This window comes from Chelatococcus sp. CO-6, assembly GCF_001271345.1.
Classification (GTDB): Bacteria; Pseudomonadota; Alphaproteobacteria; order Rhizobiales; family Beijerinckiaceae; genus Chelatococcus_A; species Chelatococcus_A caeni.
In genome coordinates this window covers 1-14,955 of sequence record NZ_CP012399.1, presented here as the reverse complement: position 1 = coordinate 14,955, position 14,955 = coordinate 1, and the positions used below count along the sequence as shown (strand labels likewise).

General features: G+C 70.2%; 16 protein-coding genes and 1 pseudogene. 12 read left to right on the top strand and 5 right to left on the bottom strand.

All coding sequences use genetic code 11. The annotated features are described in order from the left end of the window. Nucleotides 1-53: 53 nt before the first annotated feature. The 5 genes and pseudogenes from AL346_RS20570 to AL346_RS20550 all read left to right on the top strand — a co-directional run bounded on the left by AL346_RS20570 (nucleotide 54) and on the right by AL346_RS20550 (nucleotide 5,656). Entirely contained in the window at nucleotides 54-1,382 is a 1,329-nt protein-coding gene (locus AL346_RS20570) for an HdeD family acid-resistance protein (protein ID WP_197286641.1), read from the top strand. A gap of 9 nt (nucleotides 1,383-1,391) precedes the next feature. Then, a pseudogene (locus AL346_RS20565) lies at nucleotides 1,392-2,545 on the top strand (MFS transporter). A 103-nt stretch (nucleotides 2,546-2,648) separates the two neighbouring features. Beyond that, complete coding sequence (locus AL346_RS20560) at nucleotides 2,649-3,791, top strand: GGDEF domain-containing protein (protein WP_019402183.1); 1,143 nt, start codon at nucleotides 2,649-2,651, stop codon at nucleotides 3,789-3,791. A 112-nt stretch (nucleotides 3,792-3,903) separates the two neighbouring features. After that, on the top strand, nucleotides 3,904-4,515 hold the full coding sequence (locus AL346_RS20555) for a UdgX family uracil-DNA binding protein (RefSeq protein ID WP_019402182.1): 612 nt from the start codon (nucleotides 3,904-3,906) through the stop codon (nucleotides 4,513-4,515). An 88-nt stretch (nucleotides 4,516-4,603) separates the two neighbouring features. Then, a complete protein-coding gene (locus AL346_RS20550) occupies nucleotides 4,604-5,656 on the top strand; it encodes an AI-2E family transporter (protein ID WP_197286640.1) in 1,053 nt (350 codons plus the stop codon). Nucleotides 5,657-5,707: 51 nt separating this feature from the next. On the opposite strand, the gene AL346_RS20545 is transcribed toward AL346_RS20550, so the two are convergent. Then, nucleotides 5,708-6,145, bottom strand: coding sequence for a CBS domain-containing protein (locus tag AL346_RS20545; protein ID WP_026015057.1), 438 nt, complete (start codon nucleotides 6,143-6,145; stop codon nucleotides 5,708-5,710). A 185-nt stretch (nucleotides 6,146-6,330) separates the two neighbouring features. On the opposite strand from AL346_RS20545, the gene AL346_RS20540 reads away from it, so the two are divergent. The 3 genes from AL346_RS20540 (at nucleotide 6,331) to AL346_RS20530 (ending at nucleotide 8,027) form a co-directional block, all read left to right on the top strand. Next, nucleotides 6,331-6,870 carry a sigma-70 family RNA polymerase sigma factor gene (locus tag AL346_RS20540; RefSeq protein WP_019401727.1) on the top strand — a complete coding sequence of 180 codons (540 nt, stop codon included), beginning with the start codon at nucleotides 6,331-6,333 and terminating at the stop codon, nucleotides 6,868-6,870. 18 nt (nucleotides 6,871-6,888) lie between these two features. Next, a complete protein-coding gene (locus AL346_RS20535; protein ID WP_019401728.1) occupies nucleotides 6,889-7,191 on the top strand; it encodes a hypothetical protein in 303 nt (100 codons plus the stop codon). Nucleotides 7,192-7,298: 107 nt separating this feature from the next. Beyond that, nucleotides 7,299-8,027, top strand: coding sequence for a S9 family peptidase (locus AL346_RS20530; RefSeq protein ID WP_019401729.1), 729 nt, complete (start codon nucleotides 7,299-7,301; stop codon nucleotides 8,025-8,027). 13 nt (nucleotides 8,028-8,040) lie between these two features. Here the strand turns inward: AL346_RS20530 and AL346_RS20525 are convergent, their stop codons facing one another. Both AL346_RS20525 and AL346_RS20520 read right to left on the bottom strand, forming a co-directional pair. After that, on the bottom strand, nucleotides 8,041-8,550 hold the full coding sequence (locus AL346_RS20525; RefSeq protein ID WP_026015059.1) for a ferritin-like domain-containing protein: 510 nt from the start codon (nucleotides 8,548-8,550) through the stop codon (nucleotides 8,041-8,043). 161 nt (nucleotides 8,551-8,711) lie between these two features. Then, the gene (locus AL346_RS20520; RefSeq protein ID WP_019401731.1) at nucleotides 8,712-9,446 is read right to left on the bottom strand and encodes a helix-turn-helix domain-containing protein; all 735 of its coding nucleotides are present in this window, start codon (nucleotides 9,444-9,446) and stop codon (nucleotides 8,712-8,714) included. A 156-nt stretch (nucleotides 9,447-9,602) separates the two neighbouring features. Here AL346_RS20520 and AL346_RS20515 point away from each other — a divergent pair, with 156 nt between their 5' ends. The 3 genes from AL346_RS20515 to AL346_RS25225 are packed head-to-tail and all read left to right on the top strand — an operon-like array spanning nucleotide 9,603 to nucleotide 11,127. Further along, a complete protein-coding gene (locus AL346_RS20515) occupies nucleotides 9,603-9,935 on the top strand; it encodes a four-helix bundle copper-binding protein (protein ID WP_019401732.1) in 333 nt (110 codons plus the stop codon). A gap of 26 nt (nucleotides 9,936-9,961) precedes the next feature. After that, on the top strand, nucleotides 9,962-10,948 hold the full coding sequence (locus AL346_RS20510) for an SDR family oxidoreductase (protein WP_245258876.1): 987 nt from the start codon (nucleotides 9,962-9,964) through the stop codon (nucleotides 10,946-10,948). Nucleotides 10,949-10,968: 20 nt separating this feature from the next. After that, a complete protein-coding gene (locus AL346_RS25225) occupies nucleotides 10,969-11,127 on the top strand; it encodes a hypothetical protein (RefSeq protein ID WP_019401734.1) in 159 nt (52 codons plus the stop codon). Here AL346_RS25225 and AL346_RS20505 read toward each other — a convergent pair. Next, nucleotides 11,096-12,343 carry a citrate synthase family protein gene (locus AL346_RS20505; protein ID WP_245303247.1) on the bottom strand — a complete coding sequence of 416 codons (1,248 nt, stop codon included), beginning with the start codon at nucleotides 12,341-12,343 and terminating at the stop codon, nucleotides 11,096-11,098. The two genes, AL346_RS25225 and AL346_RS20505, sit on opposite strands and share 32 nt — an antisense overlap. An 87-nt stretch (nucleotides 12,344-12,430) precedes the next feature. Here AL346_RS20505 and AL346_RS20500 point away from each other — a divergent pair, with 87 nt between their 5' ends. After that, a complete protein-coding gene (locus tag AL346_RS20500; RefSeq protein WP_082312663.1) occupies nucleotides 12,431-13,567 on the top strand; it encodes a citrate synthase in 1,137 nt (378 codons plus the stop codon). A 72-nt stretch (nucleotides 13,568-13,639) separates the two neighbouring features. On the opposite strand, the gene AL346_RS20495 is transcribed toward AL346_RS20500, so the two are convergent. Beyond that, a complete protein-coding gene (locus AL346_RS20495; protein ID WP_053194099.1) occupies nucleotides 13,640-14,455 on the bottom strand; it encodes an extracellular solute-binding protein in 816 nt (271 codons plus the stop codon). Nucleotides 14,456-14,955: the final 500 nt, after the last annotated feature.

The window sequence follows — 14,955 nt, the reverse complement described above, 5'->3', positions numbered from 1 at the left end:
ATGCCGGCTGCAGAGCGAGCGACATGCCGGCCGCCCGGGGGGCGTGCGCGAACATGCTGGAGCTTCTCCTCCTGCTCATCGGCGGCGGCATGGTGCGCCGCAAGTGGTGGCTCGTCGGCGTCCTCGGCCTCCTGTGGATGGCCGGCGGCCTCTTCTTTGTCGTCACCGCCCTCGACGACGACCTGCGCTTCTCGTCGACCTACTTCGCCATTCCGCTGCTCATCGATGCCGCCTTCTCCGCGGTCAGCGGCCTGTCGGCGCCGAACGGGCGCCGGCTGCTGCGCCTCGGCAAGGCGGCCGTCCTCGTCGTCATCGTCCTCCTGATCATCGAGGCGCCCTGGCACAGCGGCATCCTCGTCGGCTTCCTGGTCGGCACGCTCCTCGTCGCCGACGCCGTCTGGCGGGCGAGCAGCGCCTATGTCGTGCGCTTCCACCGTTGGCGGCTGTCCATCTTCAAGGCGGCCGTCGAGTTCCTGATCGGCATCTGGTCCTTCGTTCCCTGGCCGAGCCACTGGCAGGGCGAGGTCGGCGCCGACGTCGGCACGCTGATGATCGTATCGGCCTTCGGGCTGTGCGGGCTGGCGCTGCGCATCCGGCGGCTGCCGCCGGACACCTCCGTCGCGATGATCCTGGCCAGGGGACGCGTGCGGGATCTCAAGCCCGGCTCTCTGCGGCGGATCCTTCCTGTTCGGGGCGAGGGGCCGGACGAGGGTGACGTCGTCGTGCATGTGTGGACGCCGACCGGAGGCATCGTGCCGCTGCACAGGGGCGTCGAGCGCTATGTCGCGGCCCGGGACGAGAAGGGCATCGTCTCGACCGGCCACGCTGCGCTCGAGGCGCCGCCGGACGTCTACATCAGCCACTATCCCGCGGTCGAGATCGACCGGGCACCTTCCCAGTTCGCCCGCGCCCTCAGGGCAAGCCCGGACAACGACGTGCCCGGCCTCTTCAAGCCGAGCTATGCCGAGGAGAGCGCGGAATGGTGCCCCTCGACCGTGCAGGTGCGGCTCGCCGGCCTCAACCGGCGGGCGCTGCGCGCGTTCTGGCAGGCCTACCGTGCGGACGCGACCTACAATCTCACGGACCGCAACTGCTCCAGCGCGGTGGCGAGCGCGCTCGACGTCGCCATCGAGGGCCGCTTTGCCGAGGCGGCGCGATCGCCCGCCTTCCTGCTGCGCCTCCTCTGCGCGCCCGAGCTGTGGATCGCGGGGCTGCTGCGCCGCCGGGCGGCGTGGATGGCCTGGACGCCGGGCATCGTCCTCGACTACGCCCAGGCCGTCGGAGCCCTGATCGCCCAATTCGAGCCGCGGCCCGACGACGGTCGCGCCCATCCGGCTCCGTCCGGCCATCCGGCTGCCGCCGCCGCGCCGTCCGGTGACTGAGAGGTTCGCGTGTACACCAGCATCGTCGGGGGCAGCGCCGTCCTGGCCCGTGCGGGCATCATCGCCACCGCGGCGGTCTTCGGGCTGACCTACAGCCTGAGCGCGGCGCTGATCGCGCTCGATCTGGCGGAGCGCGGCCTGAGCGAGGGCCTCATCGGTGCCAATGCGGCGATGCACGCCGTCGGCGTTCTCGCCATGGCCTTCCTCCTTCCGCGGATCGGCGCCCGGTGGGGGCTGCGGCGGGCGATCGTCGGCGCCCTCGGCTGTGCGGCGCTGCTCCTGTGCCTGTTTCCGCTGATGCCCTTGGTATGGCTCTGGTTTCCGCTGCGCATATTGCTCGGCGCCGCCTCGGAGGTGCTGTTCGTCCTGTCCGAGACATGGCTGAACGCGCTGAGCTCCGAGAGCTCGCGGGCGCGCACGATGGGCGCTTATACCGCGGCCCTGTCCGTCGGCTTCGCGCTCGGACCGCTGATCCTGTCGCTCGCGGGGTCGGACGGCTTCACCGCCTACGGCATCGGTGCCGCCCTTGCGGCCGCTGCCGCCCTCTTCGTCACCTTCGCGCGGATCGCGGCGCCGGCCTTCGAGAAGCCCGCCCACGGCAATCCCCTGCGCTACATGCGTCTTGCGCCCATCGCCATGGGCGCCACGGCCCTCAATGCGGCGATCGAGACGGCCGGGCTGACCTTCCTGACGCTCTACGCGATGTCGCTCGGCTGGGGGAGGGCGACGCGACGCAGCTCATGGCCTACATGATGTTCGGTGCCATCGTCCTGCAGGTGCCGATCGGCTGGCTTGGCGACCGGATGGACCGGGAGCGCCTGATCGTCGCGCTCGCCGCGGTGTCGGCCCTCGGCGCCGTCGCGTGGCCCTTCGCGCTCGCCAGCCCGGCGATGACCTACGCGCTCCTCTTCGTCTGGGGTGGCGTCTTCGTCGGCATCTACACGCTGATGCTGGCGATCGTAGGCAGCCGGTTCTCCGGCAGCGACATCATCGGCATCTATGCGGGCATGGGCCTGTTCTGGGGCGTCGGCGCACTCGTCGGCCCGGCGCTCGCCGGCTTCGCCATGCAGGCGGCCGGCCATGGCCTCCCGATCTTCGTCGCGCTGGCCTGCGCGCTGTTCGCGATCGCGGCCCTCGCCATCGGACGGCGCGCGATGCGCTAGCAGGGCCGCGCCCCGCCCGCAGCCGACGCAACTTGCAGAGGTTGCATGCGGACGATATGCAGCGCCGACAGACCTTGCGGAGAGCGGGGCATCGTGGGGCGCCATGCGGCTGGTTCTGTTGGTAGGTCCGACCATCCTGCTCGTCTTTTCGGCGAGCTTCGTGCTGGCGTGGACCTTCGACCGTCGCCGGAGGCACCTTCTCGTCTTCGGCGCCTCCTGCCTGCTGTTCTGCCTCGGCACGCTGTCGCAGATCCTGCAGATCCCGCCCGGCGCCGGGCCGAATGCCGTCGTGTCGGCCTTCATCTATACCGTGAGCGTGCTCTGCTTCACCGAGGGGCTGCTCGCGCGGACGGGCAAGCGCACCTCCTTCGCCGAGAAGGCCGCCATCACGCTCCTCATCGTGGGCGGCATCGCCTTCTTCTTCTATGTGGAGCGGAACCTGCTGGTCCGCATCTACATCCTCAACTTCGGCTACGGCCTGATATGCCTTGGAACGGCGTGGCGGCTGCGTGACATGCGGTACGGGCGCCTGACGGAGCGTGTCCTGTTCTGGACGCTCCTGGCCTTTGCCCTGCACTTCTTCCCGCGCACCATCCTCACCGTCGGTGTCGCCGCGCCCGATCCATCGCAGTTCGGCATATCGCCGTTCTGGCTCGCGCTGCAGTTCTCGCTGGCCGTGCTCGGTGTCGCCCTCGCGCTCGCGCTTCTTGCCGTCACGGTCGGTGACGTCATCGAGGACCTGCGCCGCACCGGCAATCTCGACCCCTTGACCGGCATCCTCAACCGGCGCGGCTTCGAGGAGGGCGCCGCGCAGCGGCTCGCCGACCGGCGCAGCCACCCGCTGTGCCTCGTCATCGCCGACATCGACCGCTTCAAGAGCATCAACGACACCTTCGGCCATCCAGCCGGCGACGAGGTGCTGCGCACCTTCGCGGCCTTGGTGCGGCGGGCGACGCGGCGGGGCGATCTCAGCGCCCGCTTCGGCGGCGAGGAATTCGTGCTGCTCCTGTCCGGGTGCGACGCGGAGGGGGCTGCCGTCTTCGCCGAGCGGCTGAGGGCGTCGGTCAGCGAGGCGCGGTTCGGCTCCCTGCCCGACGGCTGGCAGGTCACGGCGAGCTTCGGCCTGGCCGAGGCGCGCGCCGGCGACAGCCTCGCGCAGCTCGTCGCCCGGGCGGATGCGGCGCTCTATGCCGCCAAGCGGGCCGGGCGCAACCGCGTGCGACAGCACGGCGGCATCCCCGCCTGAGCCACCCGTGCGGCCGTTCGCCCGCGGCAGGAGGTCTGGAACATCGTGCCGCCGCGCCGGTTCGGCCTCGTGAAGCAAGGCGTGCCTCACGGGAGCCCCATGGCGGGAACTGATGGACCGGACGACGGGTGACGAGCCACTGCAGGAACTGGCTGTCGCGGAGGCGGGCTGCACGCGCTGCCCGCTCTACCGCTTCGCGACGCATGTGGTGCCGGGCGAGGGCCCGTCCCGGGCAAGGCTCATGTTCGTCGGCGAGCAGCCGGGCGACAGCGAGGACAAGGCCGGGCGTCCCTTCGTCGGCCCGGCCGGCCGCATGTTCGAGCGTGCGCTCGCCGATGCCGGGGTGCCGCGTGGCAAGGTGTTCGTCACCAATGCCGTGAAGCACTTCAAGTTCCAGCAGCGCGGCAAGCGGCGCATGCACCAGCGCCCCAACGCGCACGAGATCGACCGGTGCAAGTGGTGGCTCGACCAGGAAATCGCCATCGTCGCGCCGCGTGTCATCGTGGCCCTCGGCGCCACCGCGGTTCGCAGCATCCTGGAGCGGCCGGCGACGATCGCCTCGCTGCGCGGCGAGCCGCATGCGCTCAACGACGGCATCTCCCTCTTCGTGACGATCCACCCCTCCTATCTGCTGCGCATCAGGGGCGAGGCGGACCGGGCCGGGGCGTACGAGGGCTTCGTCGAGGATGTGCGGCGAAGCTGGCGCCATGTCGCCGCCGGCTGACCCCTTGGAAGGCAGGGGCAGGGCGCCCGCCGCCGGACGCGAAGGCGGGCCCGGAGCCGTCGCCCCGGGCCTGCGGCCGGTGGAATGGATGCTCGGGCTCCTCGTTGCGATCGCTGCCGTCCTCGCCCTGAGGGCCACGGCCTGGTTTACAGGCCCGCTCGCCTTCGCCTTCTTCGTTGCGCTCGCCGTCTGGCCCATCGATGCGGCGATCGGCGCCCGCCTGCCGCGGGGGCTGCGCTGGCTCGGCCACCTCGCCGCGATGCTGGTCATCCTGCTCGTCTTCGCCGCGTTCCTCATCGGCATCAGCTATGCCGGCCAGCGGCTCGCCATCGGGCTGCCGGAGCATCGCGAGGCCCTCGTCGCGCTGCTGGAGCGGCTCGCGGCCTTCGTCGAGCGCCTCGGCCTGCCGATCGACAGTCTGAGAAACGTCGTCTCCGCCGACCGTCTCATCGAGCCGGCCGTCGGTTTCCTGTCGTGGCTGGCGAATGCGGTGTGGCAGACGGCCGGCGTGCTGACGCTGGCGCTGTTCCTGATCCTGTTCATGCTGGTCGAGGCGCCCGTCCTGCGCCGCAAGGTCGCGGCCGTCACGACCCGGCGCGGCAGCGTCGATTGCCGCCACGTGCTTGTCGACGTCGCCGGGCGCGTCCGCCGCTATCTCCTTGTCAGGGCATTCCTCGGCCTGCTCACGGGCATCCTCTATGCGGCCTGGGCCTGGTGGTGGGACCTGCCGTTCGTCATCGTCATGGGTACGCTCGCCTTCCTGCTCAACTTCATACCCACCGTCGGCTCGATCATCGCGGGCGCCGTGCCCATGGCTGTCGCCGTGCTGCGGCTCGATCCGGCCTCGGCCGCCATCGTCGCCGGTGGCGTCCTCGTCATCGAGCAGGTGCTCGGTAACTACGTCGATCCCAGGCTGCTCGGGCGGCAGATGTCCCTGTCGGGCCTCGTCGTCCTGGTGGCGCTGATGTTCTGGACGTGGGTGTGGGGTCTCATCGGCGCGCTGCTCGCCGTGCCGATGACGCTGCTCATCATGGTCGTCGCGGCGCATGTCCCGGCCCTGCGGCCGATTGCGCTCTTCCTCTCCGATGCGCCGGACATCGACGAGCTGCGGCGGAACAGCCTGCGCGCGCCCGGGGAGTGAAGGAGGGACGGGCGCTCGCCGCCGGCGGCGCCTGCCCCGCCTGCGCATGCGTCAGGCGTTGCCCGTCTGCGAATGCATGCCGCCCGGCCGGGAGATGCCGGCCAGGGCCTCGCCCGCGGGCCCCTGCTGCATGATGGCGAGATCGCCCAGCGACAGGATGCCGACGAGGCGCTTGTCGCGGTTGACGACGGGGATGCGCCTGATCTGCTGCTCGCCGAGGTTATGGGCAACGTCGTCGAGTTCCTCGTCCTCGAAGCAGTAGCATACGTCGCGCGACATGACGTCGGCGACTTGCGCGTCGGGGCCCTTGCCCGCCGCGACCGCACGCACGGCGATGTCGCGATCGGTGATCATGCCGACGAGCCGGTCGTTGTCGCCGACCGGCAGGCTGCCGGCGTCGATGTCCGCCATCATGCGGGCGGCCTCCTGGATGGACTGGTCCGGGCGCGCGATGCTGACATTGCGCGTCATCGCTTCGCTCACTCTCATCTTTCCCTCCTGTCTGCTTGCGTGGCAGGCCGGATGAATGGCTCGCGCGAGATCGCTGGCGCCGGCCCTGCCCACCCCCGAACCGGCTGGGCGCGCGTCTGTTCCGAGAGCGGTACCGTCTGGAACAATCGCCGGAAGGTGACGTTTGGCAGGCAAGGGCAGGCCTGACAGGGAGGTGCACAACGATGGCCGACGGCTTGGCGGCGCGGCACGACCCGTGCAGGGGCGACGAAGTCGTGGCCCTCATCCCGGCGTTGCGCGCCTTCGCACGCGGGTTCTGCCGCGATCGGAACGATGCCGACGACCTCGTCCAGGAAACGCTGGCGCGTGCCATTGGCCGGATTGAGCAGTTCGAGCCCGGCACCCGGCTGAAATCGTGGCTGTTCACCATCATGCGGAACACCTTCCTCAACCGCGTCAAGGTTGAGGCGCGCGAGGCGCCGGGCCTCGCCGAATGCGCATCGGGCCGGCCCATCTCGGCGCCGGGGCAGGAATGGGCCGTGCGGGCCGGCGAGATGCGCCGCGCCCTCGAGCGCCTGCCCGACGGGCAACGCGAGATCGTCGTGCTCGTCGGCGTCCTGGGCACGAGCTACGAGGACGCCGCCCGCATCTGCGCCCTGGATATCGGCACGGTCAAGAGCAGGCTGCACCGGTCCCGCTCGCGCCTGCTTCATGAGCTCGGCGAGAAGTCCGCCGCCTCGTATCTGGCGGGCCCCTCGCCATGACATCGGAAGGAACAGGACATGAACCGCAAGGCCCAACGGGGAGACGACCGCGAGGAGGTCCGCACCGGCGTTGAACCGCGCAGCGCCCCCGAACGGGCGGGGCTCGACTGGAACGAGGTGGAAGGAGCGGACATCCGGCCCGCCGGCACCTCGCGCAGCGGCGGTGTCGTCGACCGGTCGGGTCGCGTACGGACGGACGAGCACTACGGCGAAGGCCGTGACAACTACCAGGAGAGTGACGAGGTGCTCCCGGATGACCGGGAAGAGGCCTCCATCTCGCGCAATCCCTCGCGCGAAGGCGGCCGCTTCGACGAGAACTGATCCTGACAACCGACGGTCCTTGCCGTCCTCTTGCCGCATCCAGCCAGCCCAATATGTTTCGTGCGACAGCTTTGAAAGGCGATATCGGCCCGTCGAGGAGCGAAGACGTGCCCGACAGGAAGATCACTATCTCCGTCGACAGGACGGAACTCGGCGGCCTCGTCGTCGAGCCGCGGACCGGCATGCCGGGCATCCTCTTCGTCCACGGCTGGGCGGGCAGCCAGGAGCGCGACCGCAGCCGCGCCCTGGGCATCTCCCAGCTGGGATGCATCTGCCTGACCTTCGACATGCGCGGCCATGGCGCCCGGGCCGATCAGCTGCGCACGGTGACGCGGCGGGACAACCTCGCCGACCTGTGCGCCGCCTACGATGCGCTGACGGAGCAGCCCAACATCGACACGAGCGCCATCGCCGTCGTCGGCAGCTCCTACGGGGGCTATCTCGCGGCACTCCTCACCGCGCATCGCCCGGTGCGGTGGCTCGCGCTGCGCGTGCCGGCGCTCTACCGCGACGACGGCTGGACGGTGCCGAAATTTAGCCTCAACCGCGCCGATCTCGCGCGCTACCGCCAGCGCTTCGTCCCGCGCGAGGAAAATCTCGTCCTGCGCGAGTGCGAGCGCTTCAAGGGTGATGTGCTCATCGTCGAATCCGAGAACGACGACATCGTCCCCCATCCCGCCGTGGCGAGCTATCTGTCCGCCTTCATCAATGCGCGGTCGGTGACCTACAGGATCCTCGAGGGGGCCGATCATGCCCTCTCGCGCGACAGGGACCGGCAGGCCTATGACACGCTGCTGCTGCACTGGGTGCGCGAGATGATCCTCGGCGCCCGCTGAGCTGCGGCGCGCGTCAGCGCTTGGCCTCCTCGAGGTCCGCCATGTCACGGTCGAGGAAGGTATGCGTGGCCTCCGGCGCGTGATTGGCGAGCCAGGCCGCCATGGCCTCCTCCTCGCGGCAGATCTCCGCGCAGACGCGGGCCGTCTCCATGTCGCCCGCCGCCTCCGCGGCGCTCGCCAGGATACGGTAGGAAATCGCCTCGAACTGCTCGAAGGCGTAGCTCACCAGGGCGGCCTTCACCACCTCGTCCCCGGCGACGAGGCCGGTAAGGCCTTGCACCATGGCCGTCAGCTTGCCGGCGGCGTCCTTGAGGCCGGAAGGCGCCGTGCCGCGCCGGGCGAGGCAGCCCTCGACGAGCGTGCGCTGGCGCTCGGTTTCGGCAAGGTGTTCCTCGATCCTGCGGCGGAACTGGGGATAGTTCTCGAGGCGCTGGATCTGGGCCCGCAGCACCTGCTCGGCCTGTTGCTCCATGGCGTGGGCGTCGCGCAGCCAGCGATCGAGCCATTCGTCTTTCGTCGGCATGGTCATGTCTCCGTCGGGTTGTGATGGGCGCGGCGGAGCGGCAACGTGCGAAGCGCACCGGCCGGGAGAGAGGCAACGATGACGCCTGCGAGCGGCCGGCACGCCCCGCCGGTTTCCAACCGTAGCGGGTTGCGATTGTTCCGTGCGGCCCGTGGCGCGCTTCAGGTGGTTTCGAGCGGCGCCCGGGCCTCAGGCCGCGCCTGTTCGCGCAGGTGCAGATGGCGCGGATTGAACATGGCGTAGTCCTCCAGCGCTTCGAGGTCGGGCATCAGGACCTCGCCGTTCTCGAAGTCGACGACCCCGCGGCGGCGCAGGAACTGCAGCGTCCGGTTGACGTGCACGACGGAGAGGCCGAGGGCATCGGCGAGCTCCGGCTGCGTCACCGGAAACGTGAACCGCCCCCCGTCCGCCAGACCCACCGCCCTAAGCCGGTGGTAGATCTCGCAGAAGAGATGGGCGGTGCGTTCGCCGGCCGACCGCCGGCCCATGTTGAGGATCCATTCCCGCGAGATCGCCTCCTCGACGAGCGTCGCCCACCACAGGGCGGTCGTGATGCGCGGGAAGCGGGCCGTGATCCCACGGATTTCCTCCGCCGGCAGGACGACGACCTCCGCCGCCGTCACGGCGGCGATGGAATGGTCCATCTCCTCGAGGATGAACACGCGCAGGTCGCAGATGTCGCCCGGCACGAAATAGCCGAGGATCTGCCGCCGGCCGTCGGGCAGGGCCTTGTAGCGGCAGGCGAAACCCGACAGGACGAGATTGACCCCCTGCGGCCGCTCGCCCTCCCCGATGATGATCTCGCGCGGCGCATAGAGCATGGGCTCGGATGCCAGCGCTTCGATCGCGGCCGTTTCCTCGGCGTCGAAAGTGCTGAAGTTGCTCAGTTTTCTCAACAGGGGGCTCATGGCTCGCTCCGTCCTCGTTCTGCGGCCGGGGCGCCCCGGCGGTCGTCATCGCTCAATGCGGAGCCGATCGGCGCGGTTCCGCCGGCGGGGGGAACAATGGGGGACGGGCGCGATTGGGAGGGCATTCGGACAGGGAGAATCGCCATGCATCACATCGACCAGAACATGCGCGCCTGCATCGATGCGTGCCTTCATTGCTACGGGACCTGCCAGTCGACCGCGATGGGCCACTGCCTGGAGCTCGGCGGCGCCCATACCGAGAAGCGGCATTTCACCCTGATGATGGCCTGTGCCGAGATCTGCCGCACGGCCGCGCATTTCATGCTCATCGGCTCCGAGCATCACCGGCACGTCTGTGCCGAATGCGCCGAAATCTGCAGCCAGTGCGCCGACGATTGTGAGCGTATCGGCGACATGCAGGCCTGCGTGGAGGCCTGCCGCACCTGTGCCGAGCACTGCCGCAAGATGGCGGCGTGACCCTGTTCCGCAGCACGGAGGTTTTCATGTCCGACACTCGCCAAGGCATGTCGAGCGACGCCGGCGCCGCAGCGGCGCGCCAGCGTGAGGTGCAGAAGCAGGTCGATGCCGCCGACAGCCGCAAGGACGGTGGCGGCGGCGATGGCGCGATGCAGGCCGGCGCGCGCCGCTATCCCGAGCCGCCCTTCCCGGAGCAGCATCACCGCAAGCCCGGCGTCGAGGCCAAGCTCTCGCCGGCACCGATGTACGATGCGCCCTACTACCTCGGCTCGAAGAAGCTCGAAGGCAAGACGGCGCTCATCACCGGCGGCGATTCCGGCATCGGCCGGGCCGTGGCGGTGCTCTTCGCGCGCGAGGGGGCGGATGTCGCCATCGCCTATCTTTCGGAGCACGAGGACGCCGAGGAGACGCGGCGTGCGGTGGAGAAGGAGGGCCGCCGCTGTATCCTGCTGCCCGGCGACGTCGGCAGGCAGGAGACCTGCGAGGAGACGGTGAAGCGCGTGCTCGACGAATTCGGCAAGCTCGACGTGCTCGTCAACAATGCCGCCTTCCAGTACCACGCCTCCGACATCGAGGATCTCACGCCGGAGCATTTCGACACGACGCTGAAGACGAATCTCTACGGCTACTTCTTCATGGCCAAGGCGGCGATCCCGCACATGAAGCCGGGCTCGGCGATCATCAACACAGGCTCGATTACCGGCATCGACGGCAGCAAGGAACTCATCGACTATTCGATGACGAAGGGCGGCATCCACGCCTTCACGCGGGCGCTGGCGTCCAACCTCGTGTCGCGCGGCATTCGCGTCAACGCCGTCGCCCCCGGGCCCGTGTGGACGCCGCTCAACCCGTCCGAGCGGCCGCCGGAGCAGGTCGCGCAGTTCGGCGCCAAGGTGCCGATGAAGCGCCCGGCCCAGCCGGAGGAGATCGCGCCCGCCTATGTCTTCTTCGCCTCGCCGCACTGTTCCAGCTACATCACGGGCGAGATCCTGCCCATCATCGGCGGCTACTGAGGCGGAGGACGGAGGCACCCATGGGTGAGTATTTCTGGTTCTTCCTCGTCGCCATCGGCCCGGTGTTGTTCGCGGCCGCCGTCATCTACGTCCTGATGCGGCGCCGGCGGCTGAGCCCCGGCGAGCGGGAGAAGCAGCACCGCAAGATCAAGGAGCTCTACGGAGACCGCCGCGAGTGAGCGCGGGGCGGTTTCGCCCCTTCTCAGGCGTCTTCGGCGGAAGGGCCGGTGTAGCGCGCACGGGGCGGATGAGCCTGTCCCCCAGCCGCTGCTCCAGCGCGTGGGCGATCCAGCCGACGGTGCGGCCGACGGCGAAGATCGCGAGCGCCGCGCCCGCCGGCAGGTTGAACGCCCGGCGCAGGGCCACCAACGCGAAATCGATGTTGGGCAGCCGCCCGGCGCTTGCCTGCATGACCTCTGCCAGGGCCTCGCGGGCAGCATCCGCCGGCAGCAGCGGCAGGAGGGCGGCGGCGCGCGGGTCACCCTCCGGATAGAGCGGGTGGACGAAGCCCGGCACGCCTTCGCCCCGCCTGAGCCGCGCCTCCACGACCGCGGCCGCATCGCCGGCCCGCTCCACCTCATCGAACAGGATCTCGACCAGGCTCGTCGTGCCGCCGTGCAGGGGACCGCTCAGGGCCGCGAGGCCGGCGTTCAGGCAGGCGCCGAGCGAGGCGCCCGTCGATGCGACGACGCGCACGGCGAAGGCCGAGGCATTGAGCTCGTGATCGGCGGCGAGCACCAGCGCCCGCCGCAGGATGTCGGCGCCCGTCTCATCGAGGTGCCAGGCCCGGGTGAAATGCCGGTGGATGTCGTCACCGTCCGGCTCCGTCCCGCTGGCCGCGGCGGCGGTCGCACGCAGCAAGGCCGCGGCGCCGGGCCAGAGGCTGCGCACGTCGCGCTGCCAGGCGATGGCGCGGCCGGCGGGAACGAGCGGCAGCAGCGCCTGGCACCGTTCCGTCAGCGGCAGGTGGGCGAGGCGGGCGAGGAGCGCGGCATCCCAGGGGGCTCCTGTGGGCGCCCCGGCAAAGGGATCCCGCCCCTCGCAGTTCCAGAGGAGCCGCGCCGTGTCCTCCAGCGTCGCCGTCTCGGCCCAGCGGGTTGCCTCGTGGCCGCGATAGTAGAGGCGGCCGTCCTCGATGAGCGTGATGGCGGATGCGAGGACCGGCAGGCCCCAGTCGAGCGTCGTCTCCGCGACCCGGGCGGGTCGGCGGCCGGTTTCCTTGCGCCGCTTGAGCGCCTCGATGTCGTGCGCGCTGTAGAGGCGCCGGCGCGGATCGCCCGCGGCCTCGCCCGTGCGGATGAGGCCGCGGCTCACATAGGCATAGAGCGTCGCCCGGCTGACGCCGAGGCTCTGCGCAGCCGCCGCCGCGTCCATGAACCGGTCGTGCTCCGCCACCGTCGCTCCTAGATTGATTACATGAATCAATATTGACTATATGTATTCCAGCGCCATCCTCGCGGCAAGCTTTTCGCGAGGATGACCATGACGAGCCGTTCAAACCCATCACCGCCCGCCCTTGCCCCGCTTGCCGCTCATGCCGCGCCGGGGCTCGACGATGTCATCGCCGCCGAAACCGTGCTGAGCCATGTCGATGGCGCGGCCGGGCGCCTGATCGTGCGCGGGCACGATCTCGAGACACTGGCGGGCCGGAGCTTCGAGAGCGTGCTCGCCCTGCTGTGGCGGGACCTTGCGCCCGAGCCGATGGAGGAGGCCGAGATCCGCAGCGCGCTCGGCCGCGCGCGCACCCACGCCTTCGCGCTCCTGCCGCCGCTGCTGCCGGCGACGGACGGCCTCGCGCCGGTCGAGGCGCTGCGCCTGCTGCTGTCGGCGCTGGCGGACGCGGAGGAGGGGCCGCATCACGTGCTCGCCGTCGCGGCGGTGCCGGTCTTCGCGGCGGCGATCCACCGCCGCCGCGCCGGGAAGGATCCGGTCGCGCCGGATATGGATCTGGGGCAAGCGGCGGATTTCCTCAGGATGCTGCACGGCAGCCCGGCTGCAGAGAGCCACGTGCGCGCGCTCGACACCTATCTCGTCACCGTGGCCGACCACGGCCTCAACGCATCGACCTTCACGGCGCGCGTCATCGCCTCGACCAAGGCGGGGCTGTTCTCATCGGTCATCGGCGCGCTCTGCGCGCTCAAGGGGCCGCTCCACGGCGGGGCGCCGGGGCCGGTGCTCGACATGCTCGACGCTATCGGCGAGGAAAGCCGCATCCGCCCGTGGCTGGCGGAGGCATTGGCGCGCGGCGAACGGCTGATGGGCTTCGGCCACCGCATCTATCGCGTGCGCGACCCGCGGGCCGACGTGCTGAAGGGCGCCGTGGCCGGCCTGCGCGATGCCGGCGGCCGCATCCGCTTTGCCGAGGCGGTGGAGGCGGAGGCCCTTGCCCTGCTCGCCGAGCGCAAGCCGCTGCGGCCGCTCGAGACCAATGTGGAGTTCTATACGGCGCTCGTCCTCGAGGCCGTGGGCTTCGCACGCGAGGGCTTCACCAATGTCTTCGCGGCGGGCCGCATGGCGGGCTGGACGGCCCACGTGCTGGAACAGGAGAAGGCCGGCCGGCTGATCCGGCCGCAGTCGCGCTATGTCGGGCCGATGCCGGCCCCGCGGACGGGCGCCTAGAGCCGGATCCGATCAGGTTGGAACCTGATCGGATCGGACCCGGGGAGCGCGTCCGGCGCTTGAAGGGCAACGTCAGCCGAGCAGGGGCGCGACGCGCTTTACCGCGTCCGCCATGGCGTCCTGCGGCGTCTTCATGCCGAAGACGGCGGCCTGCGTCTCCTCGATGAAGATGTCGTGGGCGCGGGCCTGCTCGTCGAAGGCGGGCAGGTGGATGCGCGAGGCGGCCACCGCCTCGGCCTCCACGGCGGCGTAGGGATAGCTCTTGCCGAAGGCCGGGTCGGCATAGGTCTTGATGCGCACCGGCCCGTTGCCGTTGAGCGCCATCTGCGTCGTCGCGGCGGGCGAGGACAGGTGCCGGATGAAATCCCAGGCGGCGCGCTGGTTCCTGGAATTGGCCGGGATGACGAGCGACCAGAACTCCACCGTCGGGGCATAGCTCGCCTTGCCGGCGAGCGCCTCCGCCATCGGCGGCACCAGCGGCTTGAGCTTGCCCGGATAGCGCGACTTCTGCGGGTCGTTGTAGGAGGCGAGGCGGGCGAAGGGCTGGATGCTCATGGCGGCGCGGCCCTGCTGCATCCAGGTCGTCAGCTCCTCGTTGTTGAGCGTCGCCGTGTTGCGCGGCAGGACGCCGTCCTTGTAGAGCGAGGCGAGCACCGTCAGGGCCTCGACCATCGGCGCCTCGGCCGCCACGATCTTCCGGTCCTCGGTCATGTAGTCGCCATCGAGGCAGCGGGCGATCGTCAGGAAGTTCGAGGCGAAGACCGGCGTGAAGGCGAGGCCGTAGACCTGGGTGCCGTCGTCGCGCTTGAAGGTGAGCTTGCGCGCCGCCTCGACGAGTTCCTCGAAGGTCTTCGCAGGGCGACGCCGCGCTCCTCGAACAGGGCTCATTGTAGATGATGACGTTGGTGGCGTGGCGCACGGGCACGCCGTAGAGCGCGCCGTCGAGCTGCAGGGGCTTCACGAGCCCCGGCGCGATGTCGTCGAACTCGGCGATCGGCGCCTCCTTCAGGAAGCTGTCGAGCGGCCGTGAAGAGCTTGAGGTTGCGCGGCACGGCCCGGCCGTTGAGCAGATAGCAACGTCGATCGTCGTCGTGCCGAGCGTCGCCTCGCGCAGGAGGCGCTCGTGGATGGCGTTGACGTCGCCGAGCGTCACCCACGAGGCGGTGTTGCCGCTCTCCTGGCGCCATGCTTCCGTCGCGTCGCCGCCCGGCCCGGTCGTCGCGGCAGCCTGGTGGACGCGATGGCCGAAGACGTTGAGTTCGAGCCCCGCGGCCATGGCCGTGCGCGGCAGGAGGCCGGCGAGCGCGGCCCCGGCCGAGAGCTGCAGCATTTGGCGGCGTGACAGACGCCAGCCGTCATTCCTTGCCCAAGCGATATCCTCCGCCATC

Coding starts and splice junctions, on each gene's coding strand:
- AL346_RS20570 (WP_197286641.1), top strand. CDS start 54: ATGCTGGAGCTTCTCCTCCTGCTCATCGGCGGCGGCATGGTGCGCCGC.
- AL346_RS20560 (WP_019402183.1), top strand. CDS start 2,649: ATGCGGCTGGTTCTGTTGGTAGGTCCGACCATCCTGCTCGTCTTTTCG.
- AL346_RS20555 (WP_019402182.1), top strand. CDS start 3,904: ATGGACCGGACGACGGGTGACGAGCCACTGCAGGAACTGGCTGTCGCG.
- AL346_RS20550 (WP_197286640.1), top strand. CDS start 4,604: ATGCTCGGGCTCCTCGTTGCGATCGCTGCCGTCCTCGCCCTGAGGGCC.
- AL346_RS20545 (WP_026015057.1), bottom strand. CDS start 6,145: ATGAGAGTGAGCGAAGCGATGACGCGCAATGTCAGCATCGCGCGCCCG.
- AL346_RS20540 (WP_019401727.1), top strand. CDS start 6,331: ATGGCCGACGGCTTGGCGGCGCGGCACGACCCGTGCAGGGGCGACGAA.
- AL346_RS20535 (WP_019401728.1), top strand. CDS start 6,889: ATGAACCGCAAGGCCCAACGGGGAGACGACCGCGAGGAGGTCCGCACC.
- AL346_RS20525 (WP_026015059.1), bottom strand. CDS start 8,550: ATGCCGACGAAAGACGAATGGCTCGATCGCTGGCTGCGCGACGCCCAC.
- AL346_RS20515 (WP_019401732.1), top strand. CDS start 9,603: ATGCATCACATCGACCAGAACATGCGCGCCTGCATCGATGCGTGCCTT.
- AL346_RS20510 (WP_245258876.1), top strand. CDS start 9,962: ATGTCCGACACTCGCCAAGGCATGTCGAGCGACGCCGGCGCCGCAGCG.
- AL346_RS25225 (WP_019401734.1), top strand. CDS start 10,969: ATGGGTGAGTATTTCTGGTTCTTCCTCGTCGCCATCGGCCCGGTGTTG.
- AL346_RS20500 (WP_082312663.1), top strand. CDS start 12,431: ATGACGAGCCGTTCAAACCCATCACCGCCCGCCCTTGCCCCGCTTGCC.
- AL346_RS20495 (WP_053194099.1), bottom strand. CDS start 14,455: ATGAGCCCTGTTCGAGGAGCGCGGCGTCGCCCTGCGAAGACCTTCGAG.